The following is an 18,771-nucleotide window of genomic DNA, read 5'->3' on the forward strand; positions in this document are numbered from 1 at the left end:
GCATCGACATGGCTAAACAATCATTGCTGCTGCTGGTCCACCAGGCGCGCTCCTATGTCGCGATGATCCAGCAGTACCTCGACCAGATGGGGCTGGCCTGCCTGGTGCTCAGCTCCCGCCCGCTCGATGCGCGCGACCTGGAGCAGACCGGCCGGCACTGTGCGCGCCTGTGGCATGTGCCGGAGGATCACCTCGCCGAGGAGCACCTCGACCCGGTGCTGCAGGAAGCGCGCGCCGAAGGCTACGAGGTCATCGCGGCGCTGGCCAGCTTCGAGGGCCTGCGCCTGCTGATGGCGCAAGCCAACCGCCGCATCGGCGCCACCGACGCCGACGTGCAGGCGCTGCGCCACTGCATGGACAAGTTCACCTGCCGCAACCTGCTGCACGAGGCCGGCCTGAGCCGGGCTCGCGCCCGGCTGGTGGAGGCGGATGGCATCGAGGCGCTGCACCGCGAGCCGGGCAAGCTGTTCATCAAGCCACGGCGCGGTGCGGGCTCCTTTGCCTGCTTCCGGCTCGACGCGAGCTTCGACGCCGGCAAGCTCGCCGAGCTGCAGGCGCAGATGCAGCGCGACCGGGCCTTCAACGCGATCTTCGCCGGCCAGTTCGACTTCATTGCGGAAGACTGGCTGCCCGGCGACGAATACAGCTTCGAGGTGCTGGTGGTCGACGGCGAGAGCTACGTGATCGGGGTGCATGCCAAGTACCTCGACGACTCAGGCGGCACCACGCTGGAGACCAGCAATTCCCTGCCCGCGCCGCGCCTGCCGGACGACGCCCAGGCGGCCGGCGAGCGCTACATCGACCGCTGCCTGGCGGCGCTCGGCCTGCGCGAAGGCTGCTACCACATCGAGACCCGCTACGACGCCGCCACCCGGCACTGGGACATCATCGAGATCAACGCCCGCATGGGCGGCGCGCTGATCAACCAGAGCGTGGGCGTCTTCACCGGTGGCCTGTCGATGCTGCAGCTGTGGGTGCAGACCGTCTGTGCCCGCAGCCCGGCGCAGCGCGAGACGCTGCAGGCACAGCTGGCCTGGCTGCGCGAGAGCACCCGCCGCCGCGAAGGCCGCCTGCAGCACGGCACCGTGTTCCTCAGCCGCTACGGCGAGCGCAACCGCGTGCTGGAGCGCATCTCGCTCGAAGCGGTGCCGCGCCAGCCCGATATCTACGACATCCCCGTGCGGGAGGGCGCCCGCCTGCCCGATTCCGAGCGGGGCATCTTCCTGTTGAACGCACTGTGGAAGGTCGACATCGCCCGCATCGCCGAGGAGCTGCAGACGCTGCCCGCGATGCTCGATGAAAGCCTGATCGTGCGATACGCCCCGAGCGAATGACCTTGTTGTGTCTGCTTTACCCAAGGAGAAGAGAGAAATGAACCGAGTCAGCCAGTGCGGCATCGAGCGTCCCGCACCGTTCTATTCGCTGGCGGATGGCGCCAAGGTGCGCGAGCGCCTGGACCGCTACCTGGACCAGAAGATGGCCGAATGGGCCGCCACCGTGCCCTATGCCAACCACCTGGAGAGCAAGGACCTCAACAGCGCCTGGTACCGCCGCCACACCATCGAGCATGTCTGGCGCATCCGCCTGAGCCGCGCGGCCCACTGCAAGGCGCTGCACGCCATCACCAAGATCTCGCCCGAGGCCGCCCAGCTCTATGCCGAGTACCAGGCCGAGGAGATGAACCACGACACGCTGTTCATGCAGGACTGCAAGGCCATGGGCGTGACGCAGGAGGAACTGCTGCGCACCGAGCCCTTCCTGGCCACGCGGCTGCTGCAGGGCTTCTTCTACTTCGTCTGCGAGCACGAGAGCCCGATCGGCGTGGTGGCGTCCAGCTACCTGGTCGAGTACACCACCGCCAAGCTCACGCCCAAGCAGATCACGGCGCTGAAGGAGTCGGTCGGCACCGACAAGATCAAGGGCCAGCTGGCCCACATCAACACCGACATGGGCGACGACCATGCCGGCGAGATGTGGCGCATCCTGCGCTACCTGATCCACAGCGAAGCCGATGTCGAGAAAGTGCTGCGCTACTTCGATGACATCCAGACCATCCTGGCCATGTACTTCCGCGAGCTGTACGAAGCCACGGTGGCCGAGAAGGCGGCGGCATGACGGAGGAGGGCGCGCTGCAGGAGGCCGCCGCCCTCGCACCCTCGGGGGTGCGCATGCACACGGTGCGCATCCCCGGGACCGGCGAGCAGTTCACGCTGCCGGACGGGGCCTACCTGTCCGACGCCGCCGAGCTGGAGCTGGCGGGGCTGATCTTCGGCTGCCGGGCCGGTGCCTGCGGCATCTGCACGATCGAGATCGTGTCCGGCGGCCACAACGTCTCCCGCCAGCAGGACGGCGAGCGCAGCTTCGTCGCCTCGCTCGGCTACTCGCCCGATTCGGTGCGGCTGGCCTGCCAGTGCCAGCTGCGCGGCGATATCGAGATCCGCCAATGTTGAGGCGGTACCCGGCGGCGGCCTTCGGTGCCGCCGCCGCACCTGCGGGCGCCAGCTGCGGAACTTGCCCCGGTTTGGCGCCGCGCGCCCGCCCCCACGCGCCGCGCGGTCAGCAGCCGGTGCCTACAATCGGCGCATGACCTCCCGTCCCTACACCCGCGCGGCCGAGCTGCCAGAGATCCTCAAGCAACGCATCGTCGTGCTCGACGGTGCCATGGGCACCATGATCCAGCGCTACAAGCTGGGCGAGGCCGACTACCGCGGCGAGCGCTTCGCCGCGCACGGCAAGGACTTGAAGGGCAACAACGAACTGCTGCAGTTCACCCGCCCCGACGTCATCCGCGAGATCCACGAAGGCTATCTGCGCGCCGGTGCCGACCTGGTCGAGACCAACACCTTCGGCGCCACCCGCATCGCTCAGGAAGACTACGACCTGCCCGAGCTGGCGCGCGAGATGAACGTGGAGGCGGCCCGCATCGCCAAGGCCGCCTGCCAGGCCTTCAGCACGCCCGAGAAGCCGCGCTTCGTGGCCGGCGCCTTCGGCCCGACGCCGCGCACCGCCAGCATCAGCCCGGACGTGAACGACCCCGGCGCCCGCAACGTCAGCTTCGACCAGCTGCGCGACGCCTACTACGAGCAGGGCCAGGGCCTGCTGGAAGGCGGTGCCGACCTGTTCCTGGTGGAGACCATCTTCGACACCCTGAACGCCAAGGCGGCGATCTTCGCGATCGACCAGCTGTTCGAGGACACCGGCGAGCGCCTGCCGGTCATCATCTCCGGCACCGTGACCGACGCCTCCGGCCGCATCCTCTCGGGCCAGACGGTGGGCGCCTTCTGGCATTCGGTGCGCCATGCGCGGCCGCTGGCCATCGGCCTCAACTGCGCGCTCGGTGCGGCGCTGATGCGGCCGTATGTCGAGGAATTGTCCAAGCTCGCCGGCGACACCTTCATCAGCTGCTACCCGAATGCCGGCCTGCCCAACCCGATGAGCGACACCGGCTTCGACGAGACGCCGGAGATCACCGGCGGCCTGATGGAGGACTTCGCGAAGGCCGGGTTCCTGAACATCGTCGGCGGCTGCTGCGGCACCACGCCCGACCACATCGCCGAGATCGCCCGGCGCGTGTCGGCCTACCGGCCACGCTGCCGCCAGCACGAGATGTTCAGCCAGTTGCTGCCCACCTGAGGCCGGCAGCGGCAGCGCCGCAAGGCGGCGCTGACCAAGGCGCCGCGGGCGCGGCGCCTTGGGCGCTCAGCGCGCGCCCTGGGAGATCAGCAGCTCGACGCGGCGGTTGCTCGCGCGGCCTTCGGCACTGTCGTTGCCGGCCACCGGCTCGCGCTCGCCGCGGCCTTCGGCGCTGATGCGCTCGGCGGCCACGCCCTTGGCGGCCAGGTAGTCCTTGGCCGAGGTGGCGCGCTCCAGCGAAATGCGGTCGTTGACCGCGTTGGAGCCGACGTTGTCGGTGTGGCCCACCACATGCACCTTCACGCCCGGCACCCGGGCCAGCGGTTCGGCCACGCTGTCGAGGAACTGGCGGAAGCGCGCGTTGATCGTGGTGCGGCCGGAGTCGAAGGCGGCGTCGCCGGTGGCGCGCACCAGCAGTTCGTTGGCGGGCGTGCGGGTGATCTCGACACCGCGCCCTTGCGCCGCGCGCTGGGCGGCTTCGAACACCGCGGCCAGAGCCGGGCTCCATGCCGGCTGGGCGGGCTGGGCCGCCGAGGCGGCCGGCTTGCTGGGCGAGCTGGCCGGGGCGCTGGGCGCCGGCGCCGGTTCGGTGGCACAGCCGGCAGCCAGGACCAGCAGGGGCAGCACGCACAGGGCTGCGCCGCGACGCGAGATTGCATTCATTCCAGTACTCCTTGAATGGCGCGCGCGCCGCACCCCTTGCAGGCCGGCGGCGCCCGTGAAAAGCAATGTGCCGGAGCCCGTCTTGCGTCTCCGGCACACCGCATTTTCACATTGCGCCGCCCATTGCGGGTCCCTCAAGAATGGGGGCCCCGCGGGCGAGGGGTTCAACGGGTCTGGGCGACCTGCTCGCGCTCGGCCACGTAGATCTCGACCCGGCGGTTCTGGGAGCGGCCATTGTCGCTGTCGTTGCTGGCCACCGGCTCGTGGCTGCCGCGGCCGTCGATGGCGATGCGGGCGAAGGGCACGCCGCGGGCCACCAGGTAGTCGCGCGTGCTGGCTGCGCGCTCCATCGACAGGCGGTTGTTGATGCTGTCGTTGCCGGTGTTGTCGGTGTGGCCGATGATGCGGATCTCGGTCGCGCTGTTCTCGCGCATGCTGGTGGCGAACTTGTCGAGCACGGTGGACAGTTGCGGCTTCACCGCCGCGCGGCCGGTGTCGAAGCCCGCGTCGCTCGGGATCTGGACCTTGATCTGGTTGTCGCTGGTGCGGGCCACATCGATGCCGGTGCCGGCGGTGGCCTGGTCCATCTTGGCCTTCTGCTCTTCCATGCGCTTGGACCAGATGTAGCCGCCGAGCGCCCCGACCGCCGCACCGGCAGCCGCGCCGGTGGCCGCGCTCTTGCCCTTGTTGCCGCCGGCAGTGACGGCACCGAGCACCGCGCCGGCAGCCGCGCCGATGCCGGCGCCCTTGGCCGTGTTGCTCTGCGTCTCGGACATGTTGGCGCAGCCGCTGGCGAGGACGGCGATGGCGCAGAGCGAGAGGATGGTACGTTTCACGTTGGGCTCCTTCTTCTGTTGGACAGCTGCCCGCATTGCAATCGATGCGCCCGCAGGGGGCAACGCCGGCCGAGTGAAACCTGTAACAGGGCGCCGGGGCTGCTCGGTGTGCTGTCGTCTGTCGAGTGTGGGCGCGCACTCCGGGGTGTCCGTGCGGCTTGCGACCGCTCCGGCGCCGTCCTGATCACGCGCCTGCCTGCATGGAAAGACTGCCGCAGCGGTGCGGAAGTTCCTGCGTCACCGCCGCTCATTCCCTGATGCTGTCGGGACAGGGCTGGCATAAAATCGGCAGTTCCAAGGAGCGTTGCAGCGCGGCCGCAATCCGGCGCGTCAGGCTTGGAACTTCACATCGCAACGACGCTCACCCGCGCCACGGGTGAGCCGTGGCCGGCCCAACCTAGCCGCTGCGCCATGAACGACACCACTGCTTCCGCCGCCTCCCCCGCCGCCGAACCCGCCCGCGTCGCTCCCATGCGCCTCTCGGGGCTGGAGCCGGTCTCCATCGGCGAAGGCAGCCTGTTCGTCAACATCGGCGAACGCACCAATGTCACCGGCTCCAAGGCCTTCGCCCGGATGATCCTGAACGGCCAGTTCGAGGATGCCCTCAGCGTGGCGCGCCAGCAAGTCGAGAATGGCGCCCAGGTGATCGACATCAACATGGACGAGGCGATGCTGGACAGCCAGGCGGCGATGGTGCGCTTCCTGAACCTGATCGCCGGCGAGCCGGAGATTGCCCGGGTGCCCATCATGATCGACTCCTCCAAGTGGAGCGTCATCGAAGCCGGGCTGAAGTGCATCCAGGGCAAGGGCATCGTCAACTCGATCTCGCTGAAGGAAGGCGTCGAGGAGTTCAAGCGCCAGGCCCGGCTGATCCGCCGCTACGGCGCGGCCACCGTGGTCATGGCCTTCGACGAGCAGGGCCAGGCCGACACCTACCAGCGCAAGATCGAGATCTGCGAACGGGCCTACCGCATGCTGGTGGACGAACTCGACTTCCCGCCGGAAGACATCATCTTCGACCCCAACATCTTCGCCATCGCCACCGGCATCGAGGAACACAACAACTACGCGGTCGACTTCATCGAGGCGACCCGCTGGATCAAGCAGAACCTGCCGGGCGCCAAGGTCAGCGGCGGCGTCAGCAACGTCAGCTTCAGCTTCCGTGGCAACGAGCCGGTGCGTGAGGCCATCCATACCGTCTTCCTGTACCACGCGATCCAGGCCGGCATGGACATGGGCATCGTCAACGCCGGCATGGTGGGCGTCTACGACGACCTCGACGCCGAGCTGCGCGAGCGTGTCGAGGACGTCGTGATGAACCGCCGCGAGGACGCCACCGAGCGGCTGCTGGAGATTGCCGAGCAGGTCAAGGGCGCCGCCAAGGACGACAGCGCCAAGCTCGCCTGGCGCAACGCCCCGGTCGAGGAGCGACTCAGCCATGCGCTGATCCACGGCATCACCGACTTCATCGTGGCCGACACCGAGGAGGTCTGGCAGAAGATCAGCGCCGCCGGCGGGCGGCCGCTGCACGTCATCGAGGGGCCGCTGATGGCCGGCATGAACGTGGTGGGCGACCTGTTCGGCGCCGGCAAGATGTTCCTGCCCCAGGTGGTGAAGTCGGCCCGCGTGATGAAGCAGGCGGTGGCCCACCTGGTGCCCTACATCGAGGAGGAGAAGCGCCGCCTGGCGGCCGCTGGCGGCGATGTGCGGGCCAAGGGCAAGATCGTCATCGCCACCGTGAAGGGCGACGTGCACGACATCGGCAAGAACATCGTCACGGTGGTCCTGCAGTGCAACAACTTCGAGGTCGTCAACATGGGGGTGATGGTGCCCTGCCAGGACATCCTCGCGAAGGCCAAGGTGGAAGGCGCCGACATCATCGGCCTGTCGGGCCTGATCACGCCCAGCCTCGAGGAAATGCAGCATGTCGCCAGCGAGATGCAGCGCGACGACTACTTCCGCGTGAAGAAGATCCCCTTGCTGATCGGCGGCGCTACCACCAGCCGGGTGCACACCGCGGTGAAGATCGCGCCGAAGTACGAAGGCCCGGTGGTCTACGTGCCCGACGCCTCGCGCAGCGTGGGCGTCTGCAGCGAGCTGCTGAGCGACGAGAAAGCCAGCCGCTACATCGACGAGCTCAAGTCCGACTATGAAAAGGTGCGCCAGCAGCACGCCAACAAGAAGGCCACCCCGCTGGTGAGCCTGGCCGAGGCGCGCGCCAACAAGACGCCGCTCGACTGGGCGGCCTACACGCCGCCGCGGCCCAAGGTGCTGGGCCGCCGCCTGTTCCGCAACTACGACTTGGCCGAGATCGCCCAGTGCATCGACTGGGGCCCCTTCTTCCAGACCTGGGACCTGGCGGGCCCCTTCCCGGCCATCCTGACCGACGAGATCGTCGGCGAGTCGGCCCGCCGCGTCTACAGTGACGGCCAGCGCATGCTCAAGCGGCTGATCGAGGGTCGCTGGCTGAGCGCCAGTGCCGTCATCGGGCTCTACCCGGCGCGCCAGGTGAACGACGACGACATCGAGATCTATGCCGACGAGGCGCGCACCCAGCGGCTGATGACCTGGCATGGCCTGCGCATGCAGAGCGAGCGGCCGGTGGTCGATGGCGTGAAGCGGCCCAACCGCTGCCTGGCCGACTTCGTCTCGCCGCTGGGCAACGACTATGTCGGGCTGTTCGCGGTCACCGCCGGCCTGGGCGTCGAGAAGAAGGAGCAGGCCTTCATCGACGACCTGGACGACTATTCCGCCATCATGCTCAAGGCCCTGGCCGACCGCCTCGCCGAGGCGCTCGCCGAGCGCATGCACCAGCGTGTGCGCACCGAGCTGTGGGGCTATGCGGCCGACGAACAGCTCTCCAACGAGGCGCTGATTGCCGAGAAGTACCGTGGCATCCGGCCGGCGCCCGGCTATCCGGCCTGCCCCGACCACACCGTCAAGCGCGAGATGTTCCGCGTGCTGGGCTGCGAGGAGATCGACATGGGACTGACCGAGAGCCTGGCCATGACGCCCGCGGCCAGCGTCAGCGGTTTCTACCTCGCGCACCCCGAGGCCACCTATTTCAATGTCGGCAAGATCGGCAGCGACCAGCTCGCCGACTGGGCGGCACGCTGCGGCCAGTCGCAGCAAGAAGCCGAACGCAGCCTGGCCCCGCTGCTCTGAGCCCAGCGCACCGGGGCGAGCCGGCGGCCGGCGTGGGGCTGAACATGGATTTGGTTACATAAGCGACAAAATTTCACGCTAACGCGACCGAAGCCGGCCCTCACAAGGACCGGCTCCGGCGCGCGCGGAGTGACAGGCTTTGGCCGCTGTGGCGCTTTTCCTGCCTGCGGCGGGTTCTTTCGTGCGGTATTGCCGCTTCCGCCGTGTGGCCTGGAAGCTGCTTTTTTCCTCCCGCGCCTCGCGCGTCCACGACAAGAACTGCTGGAGGATCCCCTTGAGACCGTACCGCTCCGCCTGGCCGGCGCTGCGCCCTGCGCGCCTGTTGTCTGCCGCCACCCTGGCCCTGCTGCTGGCTGCCTGCGGCGGCGGCAGCAGCGACGACAACGACAGCCAAGGGGACACCGCCGTCCCCGCAGCCGCCCGGCCGGCCACCCGCACCGATGCCGCCCGCTTCCTGACGCAGGCCACCTTCGGGCCGACCGAGCGGGAGGTCGATGCCCTGATGGCGACCAGCTACAGCCGCTGGATCGACCAGCAGTTCCAGCGTGGCGGCGGCTCGGTGCACCGGGCCTACTGGGACGCGGCCGACGCCGCGATCAAGGCGGGTGACCCGCAACGCAATGCCGGGCAGCGCGAGGTGCTGGACACCTTCTGGCGCAGCGCGGTGGCGGGCGACGACCAGCTGCGCCAGCGGGTCGCGTATGCGCTGTCCCAGATCTTCGTGATCTCGATGGCCGACGGCAATGTGAGCGACCGCCCTCGCGGCGTGGCCGGCTACATGGACACGCTGGCCGACCATGCCTTCGGCAACTACCGCGACCTGCTCGAAGCCGTGGCGCGCCACCCGATGATGGGTGTGTACCTGTCGCACCTGCGCAACCAGAAGGAAGACCCTGCCACCGGGCGCGTGCCCGACCAGAATTTCGCCCGCGAGGTGATGCAGCTGTTCTCGATCGGCCTGAACCAGCTCAACCCCGATGGCAGCGTGAAGCTGGACGGCCGCGGCCAGCCGCTGGAGAGCTACGGTGCCGACGACATCGTCGGCCTGTCGCATGTCTTCACCGGCTTCAGCTGGTACAGCACCGGCAGCGCCGACGCCTGCTTCTACGGCTGGTCGCAATGCCTCGACCCTGATCGCTTCTGGCGGCCCATGAGCGGCTATGCCAAGTTCCACTCGTCGCAGGAGAAGAAGTTCCTCGGCCGCACGGTGCCCAAGGGCACCGGTCCCGAGGAGAGCCTGGACGCCGCGCTCGACGCGCTCTTCATGCACCCCAATGTCGGGCCCTTCATCGGCAAGCAGCTGATCCAGCGGCTGGTCACCAGCAACCCCAGCCCGCAGTACGTGGCCCGCGTCTCGGCCGCTTTCAACAACAATGGCGCCGGCGTGCGGGGCGACATGCGCGCGGTGATCCGCGCCATCCTGCTCGACCCCGAGGCGCGCGACGCCGAGCGGGCCAAGGCGCCCGGCTATGGCAAGCTGCGTGAGCCGGTGCTGCGCCTGTCGGCCTTCCTGCGCGCCTTCGGCGCCCGTTCCGCCAGCGGCAGCTACCTGGTGGGCAGCACCGACGATCCTGGCCGGTCGCTGGGGCAGACGCCGATGCGCTCGCCCTCGGTGTTCAACTTCTACCGTCCCGGCTATGTGCCGCCGAACACCGCGCTCGCCACGGCCGGCCTGGTGGCCCCGGAGATGCAGATCACCCACGAGACCACGGTGGCCGGCTATGCCAACTACATCCGCGAGGCGGTGGTGCGCGGCGTGGGCCAGAACGGGGTCGACTACACCGCGAAGGAGCGCGACCTGCAGCTGGACTACAGCGGCGAGCGGGCCCTGGTGGAGCAGCCCGAGCAACTGGTGGAGCGCATGAACCAGCGGCTGCTGAACGGGCAGATGTCCACAGCGCTGCGCAGCGAGTTGCGCACGGCGGTCGACAGCATCGTCATTCCGGCGCGCAAGCCCAACGGCAGCAACGACAGCACCATCGAGCAGGCCAAGGCCAACCGCCTGTACACGGCGGTCTACCTGACGCTGCTGTCGCCCGAGTTCATCGTCCAGAAGTAAAGCCGAGGTCCCGCATGACGCACTCACACGCTTCCCGCCGGGAGTTCCTGCGCCGCGCTGGCGCGCTGTCGCTGCTCGGCACCTCGGCCGCGCCGTTCGCCCTCAATCTCGCGACGATCGGTGCGGCAGCCGCACAGTCGGCGCCGAGCGACTACAAGGCCCTGGTCTGCCTGTTCCTGTTTGGTGGCAACGACACCTACAACACGGTGCTGGCCACCGACGCCGCGTCCTGGGAGAACTACCGCCAGGTGCGCCAGGGCGGGGCCGACGCCATCGCGCTGCTGGCGCCCGGGGTTGCTGCCGATGCGGCAGCCGCGGCCGCGTCGCCCGCCCGGCTGGGCGGCGTGCTGCCGCTCAACCCGGCCACGGCCCAGGCCGGCCGCAGCTTCGCCCTGCATCCCCTGCTGGGGGGCATGCAGGGCCTGTTCAATACCCACAAGCGCCTGGCCGTGGTGGCCAACGTCGGCCCGCTGCTGGCGCCCACCACCAAGGCGCAGTACGCGACGTCCAGCCATCCCAAGCCGCCCAAGCTGTATTCGCACAACGACCAGCAGTCCACCTGGCAGGCCTTTGCGCCGGAGGGGGCCAAGGCCGGCTGGGGCGGCCGCATGGCCGACCTGCTGCGCTCCGGCAATGGCAGCAACACCCTGTTCAGCAGCATTTCGGCCTATGGCAATGCGGTGTGGCTGTCGGGCGAGCAGGTGGAGCAGTACCAGGTGGGCAGCAACGGCGCCATCCTGTTGGGGGTCGACAGCCAGCGCCGGCTGTTTGGCTCGTCCACCGTCGCGGCCTCGATGGAGCGCATTGCCGCCACCGCGCGCTCCGGCAACCTGCTGGAGGCGGCCTATGTCGAGACCACCCGCCGGTCGATCGAGGCCGAGCGTGCGTTGGGCAGCGCGCTGGGCAGCCTGGCGCCGCCCTTCGGCAGCGCCGGCGTCACCAATCCGCAGAACGATCCGCTGCTGCAATACGACAGCCCGGTGACGGGCGCCAAGGGCTTCAACGGCCTGGCCCAGCAGCTGCAGGTGGTGGCCCGCATGGTGGCGGCCGCCGGCTCGCTGGGCGTGCGCCGCCAGGTGTTCTTCGTCGGCCTGGGGGGCTTCGACACCCACGACTTCCAGAACCGCAACCATGCCGATGCCATGGCCCGGCTGTCGCATGCGCTGGGCTATTTCGACACCGTGCTGAGCGCCATCGGCGCGCAGGACAAGGTCACCACCTTCACCGCCTCCGACTTCGGGCGCACCTTCACCAGCAATGGCGACGGCACCGATCACGGCTGGGGCGGCCATCATTTCGTGATGGGTGGCGCCGTGCGCGGCGGCGACCTCTATGGCCGCTTCCCCGCCTACGGCCAGAGCACCGGCAAGGGCGATTTCACGAGCCCCAACCAGATCGGCAGCAACGGCGCGCTGTTGCCGGAGATCTCGGTGGACCAGTACGCCGCCACGATGGGCCAGTGGTTCGGCCTGAGCGCCTCTCAGCTGCTGGAGGTCCTGCCCAATCTGCGCAACTTCGACGCCTCGCAGCGCAACCTGGGCTTCATGCGCGCCTGAGCCAGGCCGGCCCGCTGCACGGCGGGCCGCCTGCTGGCCGGGCCTGAAGAGGGCGTCCGGCGTTCCGGCGGGCACAGGCGCCCGGCGGCGTCGCACCGGTGCCGGCCCGCACACCGCACTGCCGGCCCCGGGCTGGGCTGGGCTGGGCTGGGCTGGGGCGCCAGCGGCCTCAGGCGGTCGCCGCCACCCGCATGCCGTCCACATGGGCGCCGATGACGCCCTTCAACTCGCTGCCCTTCTGCAGCACCGGCATGCCCAGCAGGCGCAGCCGCAGCAAGCCGGTCAGGAAGATCAAGGTCTCGAGGGCGGCCCGCCGGGGTGCCAGCCCGGCCCGCAGCTGGCCGTCGCGCTGCGCCGCCTGGTAGGCTTGCTGCAGCTTGGCGAGGCACTCCTCGCTGTGCTCGATGTAGTCGGCCAGGTCGCGCTGCATCTCGCCGACAAATTCACACTTGAAGTTCAGGATCTCCATCGTGCAGCGCAGGCCGCCGTCTTCGCTGAGCGCGTCGACCAACTGCTGCAGGAAGTTGCGCACGCGCTCCAGTGGGTCGGCCTCGGGGTCGAGCAGCAGGGCATAGTCCATCCGGTCCACCAGTGCGATCGTGACCTCGTCGCACATCGCCTTGAACAGCTCTTCCTTGTTGGCGAAATGCCAATAGATGGCGCCACGTGTCAGGCCCGCTGCCTGGGCGATATGCTCCAGGCTGGTGTTGCCGACGCCACGCAGGTGGAAGGTCGCACGGGCGGCGTCTAGGATCTGGCGGCGAGTCTGTTCAGCTTCCTCTTTGGTCCGGCGCACCATGGCGGTACTTCACCTCGTCTTCATACATACATACAAGAATGTATGTATGATAGTCGTATCTCGCCATTGGTTCCCTGGCGTTTTCCTCAGTCCCCCGACCTTCTTGCCCCAGCGCAAGAGGGCGCTTCCTTATCTGGACTCATTCATGGCTTCTCTCCCTGCTTCCCCAGCACGGGCCGCTGCTGTCCAAGCGGTCTCCGCTCCCCGGCTGCGCTTGCCCCTCCTGATCTCGACCCTGGCCGCTGCGGTGCTGCTGGCGGCTTGTGGTGCGAAGCAGCAGGAAGGTGACGGCCATGGCGGCGCCCCTGGCGGCGCCATGCCACCCATGCCGGTGAGCGTGCGCAGCGTCAAGCTGGAGTCGGTGCCGCTCACGCTGGAGGCGGTGGGGCAGGCCGAGGGCTCCAAGGAAGTGGAGGTGCGCGCCCGGGTGAGCGGCCTGATCGAGCGCCAGCTGTACCAGGAAGGCGAGCGGGTCAAGGCGGGTGCGCCGCTGTACCAGATCGAGCGTGCGCCCTTCGAGATCGCGCTGCAGCAGGCACGCGCCAACCTGGGCCAGCAGACGGCCCAGCTGGAGCAGGCCCGTCGCGAGGCGCAGCGGCTGAAGCCGCTGGCCGAGCAGCAAGCGGTGAGCCAGCGCGAATACGACGACGCCACCTCCGGCCTGCGCCTGGCCGAGGCCGCAGTCGCGGCGGCCCAGGCGCAAGTGCGCGAGGCCGAGCTGAACCTGTCCTACACCTCGGTGACGGCGCCCATCGCCGGCATCAGCGGCCGCTCGCAGAAGTCGCAAGGCAGCCTGGTGTCTCCCGGCACCGACAGCCTGCTGACCACGGTGACCCAGACCGACCCGATCTGGGTTCGCTTTGCGTTCTCGGAAGCCGAGCAGTCGCAGCTGCGTGACGCGCGTCAGGCGCAGGTGCGCCTGCTGGACGCCAATGGCAAGCCGCTGGCCGCCCAAGGCCGGCTCAACTTCGCCGGCTCCACCGTCGATGCCCGCGTGGGCACGGTGCAGTTGCGCGCCGAGTTCCCGAACGCCGACCTGGCGGTGCTGCCCGGGCAGTTCGTGCGGGCCCAGGTCGTGGCCGGCCAGGTGCAGGGCTTCCTGGTACCCAAGGCGGCGGTGATGCAGACCGACAAGGGCACCCTGGTGTGGACGGTGCGCGACGGCAAGGCCACGCCCGCGCCGGTCGAGGTCGGCAACTGGGTCGGCGGCGACTGGGTGGTCCGCAAGGGCCTGAACGAAGGTGACCAGGTCATCGTCGACAACCTGATGAAGCTGCGCCCCGGCGCGCCGGTCAAGCCGCAGGCGGCCGGTGCGGCGCCTGGCGCGGCCCCGGCCTCGGCGGCCAGCGCCCCGGCAGCGGCGTCGGCTGCTTCCGCGGGGCAGTGACGGGAGCGAGCATGTCGTCCAAGTTTTTCATCGAACGGCCGATCTTCGCGGCCGTCCTGTCCATCATCATCGTGCTGGCGGGCCTGGTCTCGCTGAAGGTGCTGCCGATCTCGCAGTACCCCGAGATCGCGCCGCCGACGGTGACCATCACCGCCAACTACCCAGGCGCCTCGGCCGAGACGCTGGCCAAGACGGTGGCCGCGCCCATCGAGGAGCAGCTCTCCGGCGTCGAGAACCTGCTGTACTTCAGCTCCACCTCGTCGTCCAACGGCCAGACCGTCATCACTGCCACCTTCGAGGTCGGCACCGACGTCGACAAGGCCACCTTCAACGTCAACAACCGGGTGCAGCTGGCCACGCCACGCCTGCCTGACGAGGTACGCCGCAACGGCGTGATGGTGGCCAAGCGCTCCAACAACTTCCTGCTGGTCATCGGCCTGAACTCGCCCAAGGGCAGCTACGACTCGCTGTTCCTGTCCAACTACGCCACGCAGAATGTGGTGGACGAGCTCAAGCGCATCCCCGGCGCGGCCGACGTGCAGATCTTCGGTGCCCGCGACTACTCGATGCGCCTGTGGCTGCAGCCGGACCGCATGGCCCGGCTGGGCGTGACCACGGCCGACATTGCGGCCGCGGTGAACGCGCAGAACGCCCAGTACGCCGCCGGCAAGATCGGTGCGGAGCCCGCACCGAAAGGCCAGGACCTGGTCTACACCGTGACGGCCCAGGGCCGGCTGGTGGCACCCGAGGAGTTCGGCGAGATCATCGTGCGGGCCAGCGGCCCGGGCGGGGTGTTGCGGCTGAAGGATGTGGCCCGCATCGAGCTGGGTGCGCAAAGCTACGACGCCTCCAACAGCGTCAACGGCCAGCCGGCCATTGCGCTGGCGGTGTTCCTGCAGTCCGGCGCCAATGCACTGGACGTCGGCGATGCCGTCAAGCAGCGCATGGTCGAGCTGAAGAAGGACGTGTTCCCGGAAGACGTGGACTACGTCATCCCGTATGACACCACCCGCTTCGTCTCGGCGTCGATCAGCGAGGTGGTGCAGACGGTGGTCGAGGCAGCCGTCATCGTGCTGATCGTCGTCTTCGTCTTCCTGCAGACCTGGCGCGCCACGCTGATCCCGATGCTGGCGGTGCCGGTGTCGCTGATCGGCACCTTCGCCGGCCTGTGGCTGTTCGGCTTCACCATCAACACGCTGACGCTGTTTGCCATGGTGCTGGCCATCGGTATCGTGGTGGACGACGCCATCGTCGTGCTCGAGAACGTCGAGCGGCTGATGCGCGAGGAGAAGATGAGCCCGTTCGCCGCCTCGGTGGAGGCCATGCGCGAGGTCTCCGGCGCGGTGGTGGGCATCGTGCTTGTGCTGTGCGCGGTGTTCATCCCGGTGGCCTTCATGGGCGGCATCGCGGGCCAGCTCTACCGGCAGTTCGCCGTCACGGTGGCGATCTCGGTGGTGCTGTCCGGCGTGGTCGCGCTGACGCTGACGCCGGCGCTGTGCGCGCTGCTGCTCAAGCCGCACCATGACGGCGTGACGCGCGGCGAGCGCTTCTTCGCGCCCTTCAACCGTGCCTTCGACTGGATCACCCACCGCTACCTGGGCGGCGTCAACGGCGTGCTCAAGCAGCGCATCCTGGCGGTGCTGGCCTTCGCGCTGATGATGGCGGGCGCCGGCTGGCTGCTGTACAAGGTGCCGAGCAGCTTCGTGCCGCCGGAAGACCAGGGCTACATCCTTGGCATCGCGGTGCTGCCCGACGGCGCCACGCTGGAGCGCACCGGGCGCACCACCGAGCAGCTGCGCCTGATGAACAGCAAGAACGAGGCGATCGAGCACTTCTTCATCGTCAACGGCTTCGACCTCATCAGCGGCGGCAGCAAGAGCAATGCGGCCACCTTCTTCGTGCCGATGCGGCCCTGGGAAGACCGCAAGCAGACCGCGCAGGAGCTGGCCCAGCAGGTCAGCGGCATGGGCTTCGCGCTGCAGGACGGCATGGCCTTCGCGTTCAACCCGCCGGCCATCCAGGGCCTGGGCCAGGCCGGTGGTTTCGAGGTTTACGTGCAGGGCCGCACCGAGTCCGATCCCCAGCGCCTGGCGCAGGTGACGCAGGACTTCATGGCCGCGCTCGGCAAGCACCCGGCCCTCACCGGCCTGAACACCTTCTACCGGCCCACCGTGCCGCAGCTGAAGGTGGAGGTGGACCGCGAGAAGGCGCTGGCGCTCGGTGTGCCGGTCAATGAGGTGTTCGCGGCGCTGCAGGCGCAGATGGGCTCGCTGTATGTGAACGACTTCAACCGTTCCGGCCGCACCTATCGCGTCACCATGCAGGCCGATGCGCCGTTCCGCTCGAAGCCGGAAGACCTGGGGCGCCTCTACGTGCGGTCCACGACCACCGGCAACATGGTTCCGCTGAAGGCGCTGATCCGCGTCGACAACGTGATCGGCGCCGAGCAGCTGGAACGCTACAACGCCTACCTGGCCGCCAAGGTGATGGGCAGCGCCAAGCCGGGCTACAGCTCGGGCGATGCCATCGCCGCGGTCGAGCAGGTGGCGCGCGAGACGCTGCCGCCCGGCTACGGCTACGAGTGGACCTCGCAGGCCTTCCAGGAAAAGCGCACTGGCAGTGCGTCCATCTTCGCCTTCGGCTTTGCGCTGGTGATGGTCTACCTGATCCTGGCCGCGCTGTACGAGCGCTGGGGCGTGCCGATGGCGGTGGTGCTGGCGGTGCCGTTCGCACTGACCGGCGCGCTGCTGATGGTCTTGTTGCGCGGCATGGAGAACGACATCTACTTCCAGATCGGCTTGGTGGTGCTGATCGGCCTGGCGGCGAAGAACGCGATCCTGATTGCCGAGTTCGCGATGCAGGGCATGGAGCAGGGCAAGAGTGCGGTGGAAGCGGCGCGCGAGGCGGCACGCCTGCGGTTCCGCCCCATCGTGATGACCTCGCTGGCCTTCGTGTTCGGCGTGCTGCCGCTGATGTTCGCCACCGGTGCCGGCGCGGCGGCGCGGCAGTCGATGGGCACCGGCGTGGTGGGCGGCATGCTGGTCGCCACCTTCGTGGCGCCGATCTTCGTCCCGCTGTTCTTCACCTTGCTGGCCCGCAAGCCGCGGCCGCAGCACTCCCACACGCCTGGCGCAACGCAGGAGATCCCGGTATGACCCCCCGACTGACCCCGCTGGCCCTGGCCGTGCTGGCCGCCGCCGTGCTGGCCGGTTGCGCCCTGGGCCCCGACTACCGCCGCCCCGAGGCGGCCTTGCCGGCGGCCTACCCGGCCGATGCGGCCGCAGTGCCTGCGGCTGGCCAGCCGCAGGCGGTGGCGCCGGACTGGTGGAAGCTGTTCGGCGACCCGCAGCTCGACGCGCTGGTGGATACGGCCCTGGCCCGCAACACCGACCTGCAGCAGGCCGTCGCCCGCGTCGAGCAGGCCGAGGCGCTGGAGCAGCAGGCGCGTGCGGCCCAGTGGCCGAGCGTCGACCTCGGCGCCAACGCCACCCGCTCGCGTTCCAGCGCCACCACCGGCCAGCCCGGTGGCGGCGGCACCGGCAACGACTTCCGCGCCGCCCTGTCCACCGCCTTCGAGCTGGACTTCTGGGGCAAGCTCAGGCGTGCCTCGGAAGCGGCGCGAGCCGAGGCGCTCGCCACCCGCTATGCCGGCGAGGTGGTGCGCCAGACGGTGGCCGGCCTGGTGGCGCAAAGCTACTTCTCGCTGCGCGCGCTGGACCAGCAGGTCGTCCTGACGCGCGAGACCCTCAAGACCCGGGAAGAGGGCGTGCGCATCCTCGGCATCCGCCTGAAGGGCGGCGCCAGTGGCCGCCTGGACCTCGACCAGGCCGAGGCCTTGCGGGCCGATGCGGCGCTGCAGCTGCGCGAACTGGAGCGCCAGCGGGCGCTGGCCCAGTCGCAGCTGGGGCTGCTGACGGCCCAGGCCGGGCTGGCCGTGGCGGATGCGCCCCTGCAGGCCGCCCCCTTGCCGCCGGTGCCGCCGGCCGGCCTGCCGTCGGAGCTGCTCGCGCGGCGGCCCGACGTGCGGCAGGCCGAGCAACTGCTGGTGTCCGCGAACGCGCGGATCGGGGTGGCCAAGGCTGCCATGTTCCCCTCGCTGTCCCTGACCGGTCTGGCCGGTGGCGAAAGCGCGGAGCTGTCCGACGTGTTCAAGAGCGGCTCCCGCATCTGGTCGCTCGGCTTTGGCCTGAGCCTGCCCATCTTCGACGCCGGCCGCCGCTCGGCGCAGACCACCCAGGCAGAGGCGCGCCAGCGCGAGGCGGTGGCGGCCTACCAGGGGGCGGTGCAGTCCGCCTTCAAGGACGTGGCCGACGCGCTGGTCAATCTGCGCGCCGCACGCGAGTCGCAGGCGGATGCCGAAGCCAGCGAACGCGCGACCCTGAACGCGCTGAAGGTGGCCCAGCAGCGCTACGACGCCGGCTATTCCGCCTACCTGGAGCTGCTGGACGCTCAGCGCAGTGCCAACGCCACCCGCCTGCAGACGGTGGCCAACCGGCAGGCGCAGCTGAGCGCCACGGTGCAGCTGTTCAAGGCCCTTGGCGGCGGCTGGACCGACCCGGCTGCCACCGAAGCGCGCTGAGGCGTGCCGCCCGGCAGGCCGCTGCGGCGGCCTGCCGGCTTCCCGCCCTCCCTTCGGCGGCGACTCCCGCCGGACAAAAGTGTTCTGCAAAGTA

13 protein-coding genes and 1 riboswitch are annotated in these 18,771 nt (G+C 69.3%); of the genes, 10 read left to right on the forward strand and 3 right to left on the reverse strand.

Translation table 11 applies throughout. The annotated features are described in order from the left end of the window. Positions 1 to 8 precede the first annotated feature (8 nt). From N7L95_RS16840 to N7L95_RS16855, 4 genes are all read left to right on the forward strand, one after another. Entirely contained in the window at positions 9 to 1,334 is a 1,326-nt protein-coding gene (locus N7L95_RS16840) for an ATP-grasp domain-containing protein (RefSeq protein ID WP_301256417.1), read from the forward strand. 37 nt (positions 1,335 to 1,371) lie between these two features. Continuing rightward, the gene (locus N7L95_RS16845) at positions 1,372 to 2,115 is read left to right on the forward strand and encodes an iron-containing redox enzyme family protein (RefSeq protein ID WP_301256418.1); all 744 of its coding nucleotides are present in this window, start codon (positions 1,372 to 1,374) and stop codon (positions 2,113 to 2,115) included. Beyond that, complete coding sequence (locus tag N7L95_RS16850; RefSeq protein ID WP_301256419.1) at positions 2,112 to 2,450, forward strand: 2Fe-2S iron-sulfur cluster-binding protein; 339 nt, start codon at positions 2,112 to 2,114, stop codon at positions 2,448 to 2,450. The genes N7L95_RS16845 and N7L95_RS16850 overlap by 4 nt, the downstream gene beginning before the upstream one ends. 133 nt (positions 2,451 to 2,583) lie before the next feature. Beyond that, positions 2,584 to 3,633: a homocysteine S-methyltransferase family protein gene (locus N7L95_RS16855; RefSeq protein WP_301256420.1), complete on the forward strand. Its 1,050-nt coding sequence runs from the start codon at positions 2,584 to 2,586 to the stop codon at positions 3,631 to 3,633. A gap of 66 nt (positions 3,634 to 3,699) precedes the next feature. Here N7L95_RS16855 and N7L95_RS16860 read toward each other — a convergent pair whose 3' ends face one another. After that, positions 3,700 to 4,296: an OmpA family protein gene (locus N7L95_RS16860; RefSeq protein ID WP_301256421.1), complete on the reverse strand. Its 597-nt coding sequence runs from the start codon at positions 4,294 to 4,296 to the stop codon at positions 3,700 to 3,702. A 164-nt stretch (positions 4,297 to 4,460) separates the two neighbouring features. Next, entirely contained in the window at positions 4,461 to 5,132 is a 672-nt protein-coding gene (locus tag N7L95_RS16865; RefSeq protein WP_301256422.1) for a YiaD family glycine zipper/OmpA-like lipoprotein, read from the reverse strand. A gap of 290 nt (positions 5,133 to 5,422) precedes the next feature. After that, positions 5,423 to 5,502: riboswitch (S-adenosyl-L-homocysteine riboswitch) on the forward strand. A gap of 41 nt (positions 5,503 to 5,543) precedes the next feature. On the opposite strand from N7L95_RS16865, the gene metH reads away from it, so the two are divergent. The 3 genes from metH to N7L95_RS16880 all read left to right on the forward strand — a co-directional run bounded on the left by metH (position 5,544) and on the right by N7L95_RS16880 (position 11,912). Then, complete coding sequence (gene metH, locus N7L95_RS16870; RefSeq protein WP_301256423.1) at positions 5,544 to 8,297, forward strand: methionine synthase; 2,754 nt, start codon at positions 5,544 to 5,546, stop codon at positions 8,295 to 8,297. Positions 8,298 to 8,571: 274 nt separating this feature from the next. Continuing rightward, complete coding sequence (locus N7L95_RS16875) at positions 8,572 to 10,356, forward strand: DUF1800 domain-containing protein (protein WP_301256424.1); 1,785 nt, start codon at positions 8,572 to 8,574, stop codon at positions 10,354 to 10,356. A 14-nt stretch (positions 10,357 to 10,370) separates the two neighbouring features. Then, on the forward strand, positions 10,371 to 11,912 hold the full coding sequence (locus tag N7L95_RS16880) for a DUF1501 domain-containing protein (RefSeq protein ID WP_301256425.1): 1,542 nt from the start codon (positions 10,371 to 10,373) through the stop codon (positions 11,910 to 11,912). A 169-nt stretch (positions 11,913 to 12,081) separates the two neighbouring features. Here the strand turns inward: N7L95_RS16880 and N7L95_RS16885 are convergent, their stop codons facing one another. Beyond that, positions 12,082 to 12,711, reverse strand: a complete 630-nt coding sequence (locus N7L95_RS16885) for a TetR family transcriptional regulator (protein ID WP_301256426.1) — start codon at positions 12,709 to 12,711, stop codon at positions 12,082 to 12,084. A gap of 145 nt (positions 12,712 to 12,856) precedes the next feature. Here N7L95_RS16885 and N7L95_RS16890 point away from each other — a divergent pair, with 145 nt between their 5' ends. The 3 genes from N7L95_RS16890 to N7L95_RS16900 are packed head-to-tail and all read left to right on the forward strand — an operon-like array spanning position 12,857 to position 18,677. Continuing rightward, positions 12,857 to 14,098, forward strand: a complete 1,242-nt coding sequence (locus N7L95_RS16890; protein ID WP_301256427.1) for an efflux RND transporter periplasmic adaptor subunit — start codon at positions 12,857 to 12,859, stop codon at positions 14,096 to 14,098. A gap of 11 nt (positions 14,099 to 14,109) precedes the next feature. Then, the gene (locus tag N7L95_RS16895) at positions 14,110 to 17,253 is read left to right on the forward strand and encodes an efflux RND transporter permease subunit (RefSeq protein ID WP_301256428.1); all 3,144 of its coding nucleotides are present in this window, start codon (positions 14,110 to 14,112) and stop codon (positions 17,251 to 17,253) included. Then, positions 17,250 to 18,677 (forward strand): efflux transporter outer membrane subunit, encoded by a 1,428-nt coding sequence (locus tag N7L95_RS16900; RefSeq protein WP_301256429.1) that lies wholly within the window; start codon positions 17,250 to 17,252, stop codon positions 18,675 to 18,677. The genes N7L95_RS16895 and N7L95_RS16900 overlap by 4 nt, the downstream gene beginning before the upstream one ends. Positions 18,678 to 18,771: the final 94 nt, after the last annotated feature.

Origin of the sequence: Eleftheria terrae (genome assembly GCF_030419005.1) — a bacterium.
In the GTDB taxonomy this organism is placed as follows: Bacteria; Pseudomonadota; Gammaproteobacteria; order Burkholderiales; family Burkholderiaceae_C; genus Caldimonas; species Caldimonas terrae.